Consider the following 2,073-nt stretch of genomic DNA (forward strand, 5'->3'; position numbering starts at 1 on the left):
GCCGCGGGGCGTGGCGCCCGGCGCTCCCCCGGCGTCGTTGTACCCGGGGGTGGTTTTCCCGGACCGGCGGCCGGTGCCGCCCCGCGCGGCGGACCGGCCTGCGCTGGCCGTGTCGTCGGTGCTGGAGGTATCGGTGTCGGTGGTCATGAGGTTCTCCCGAGCAGGCCGGTGGGACGGAACAGCAGCACGAGCGCCAGCGCCAGCACCACGACGAAGTCGCCGGTGCCGCCGAGGTAGAAGTTGGCGAACTGCTGCAGGACGGCGACGGCGACGGCGGCGATGGCGGCGCCGGTCAGCGAGCCGAGCCCGCCGATCACCGTAACGATGAAGGCGAAGATCAGCAGGGAACCGCCCAGCATCGGCGATACGTAGCCGAAGTAGTGCGAGGCGAGAACTCCGCCGAGGCCGGCCGCGGCCCCGCCGATGGTGAAGACGAGGGTGAAGGCCTTGCGGACGTCGATCCCCAGGGCCGTGACCATGGAGCGGTTCTCCACGCCGGCGCGGATGATCATGCCGTAGCGGGTCTTCTTCAGGAAGAACACCATGGCGAGCAGCACCATGACGGCCGCGACGATGCAGACGAACCGGTCGTTGGGGATCCGGGCGCCGAGGATTTCGGTGGTGTCCTTGAACCAGGCCGGGCTTTTGATGAACACCGGGTCGGTGCCCCAGATGCCGTCGAAGAGCGCCACCGCGGCGAGCGAGAGTCCCACGGTGACGAGCACCTGCTCGATGTGCCGCTGGTAGAGCCGGCGGATCAGGACGAACTCGGTGAAGGCGGCGAAGGCGGCGCCCGCTGCGGCCCCGATTACGAGGGACAGCAGGAACGTTCCCCAGTTATCGGAGCCGGCGCGGCGGGCGATTTCCCAGCCGGTAAAGGCGCCCAAGGTCAGGAACGCGCCGTGCGCGAAGTTCAGTACTCCCATCAGCCCGTAGATCAGGGACAGTCCGGCGGCCACCAGGAAATACAGGGCACCGAGGCCGAAGCCGGTGAACAGCAGCAGGACGACGGTGCTCACAGGGCGGCGCCTTTCTCGACGGGTGTCCCGGCAGTGCTGGCGGCCGGGGCGGCGTCGGCAGACACGCCCAGATGCCGCTGGATCAGGTCGGCGTCGTCGAGGAAATCGAGGGCGCGCCCGGTGTGGACCACCCGGCCTCCGGAGAGCACGACGGCGCCCTCGGCGAGCTGGCGGACGACGTGCAGGTTCTGTTCGACAAGCAGGATCGGCACGGTCCGGGCCGCCTCGGCCAGGGTCTCCGCCACCTCGCCGACGATCTTGGGCGCGAGCCCCTTGGTGGGCTCGTCCACCAGCAGGATTTTGTTGGTGTTCAGCAGGGCGCGGGCCAGCGAGACCATCTGTTGCTGGCCGCCGGAGAGCGTGCCGGCCATCTGCGCGGACCGGGCCAACAGGTCCGGGAAGAGTTCCTCGACCAGTTGCCGGCGTGGGGCGGCGTCGCGTTCTGCCAGCTTGAGGTTCTCCGCGACGGTGAGTTTTGCAAAGACCTCACGGTCTTCGGGGACGTAGCCGACCCCGCTGCGGATGATCTTGAAGGTCGCCTCCTTTTCGATCCGCTCGCCATCGAGTTCCACGGCACCGCTGCGGTCGATCAGGCCGATGATCGCCTTGAGGGTACTGGTCTTGCCGACGCCGTTACGGCCCAGCAGCGCGGTGATCCCGGTGGCGGGGACGGTGAAGGAGACGTTCTCCACCACCTGCTGGCCGGCGATCGAGGCAGACAGGCCCTCGAGCCTCAGGATGGGCGGGGCTTCGGTGCCCCGGTGGTCAGCTGCGGTGCTCATACAGGTTCTCCGAGGTAGGCGCTTTGCACGGTGGGGTCGGCCATGACGGCGTCGGGGCTGTCCAGGGCCAGCAGGCTGCCGTGGTGCATCACGGCCACCCGGTCCACCAGGCCCAGGACGACGTCCATGTGGTGCTCCACCATCATCACCGTGCAGCCGCGGTCCCGGTGCATGCTCCGGATGATCGCGCTGAGGGACGGGACGTCCCCCGACGCCACCCCGGCCATCGGTTCGTCGAGCAGTACGACGGCGGGATCTGTCGCCAGCAGCAC

2 protein-coding genes and 1 pseudogene are annotated in these 2,073 nt (G+C 69.0%); all 3 read right to left on the bottom strand.

Annotation, left to right across the window (positions count from 1 at the left end; genetic code table 11):
• Positions 1–143: 143 nt before the first annotated feature.
• A complete protein-coding gene (locus AB4Y86_RS17555) occupies positions 144–1,019 on the bottom strand; it encodes a branched-chain amino acid ABC transporter permease (protein ID WP_441403444.1) in 876 nt (291 codons plus the stop codon).
• On the bottom strand, positions 1,016–1,801 hold the full coding sequence (locus tag AB4Y86_RS17560) for an ABC transporter ATP-binding protein (RefSeq protein ID WP_441403445.1): 786 nt from the start codon (positions 1,799–1,801) through the stop codon (positions 1,016–1,018). Before AB4Y86_RS17560 ends, AB4Y86_RS17555 begins: the two co-directional genes overlap by 4 nt.
• Positions 1,798–2,073, bottom strand: a pseudogene (locus tag AB4Y86_RS17565) (ABC transporter ATP-binding protein); the annotation flags it as partial. The pseudogene AB4Y86_RS17565 and the gene AB4Y86_RS17560, both read right to left, overlap by 4 nt.

This window comes from Arthrobacter sp. 2YAF22_2 (assembly GCF_052114645.1).
In the GTDB taxonomy this organism is placed as follows: Bacteria; Actinomycetota; Actinomycetes; order Actinomycetales; family Micrococcaceae; genus Arthrobacter.

Coding starts and splice junctions, on each gene's coding strand:
- AB4Y86_RS17560 (WP_441403445.1), bottom strand. CDS start 1,801: ATGAGCACCGCAGCTGACCACCGGGGCACCGAAGCCCCGCCCATCCTG.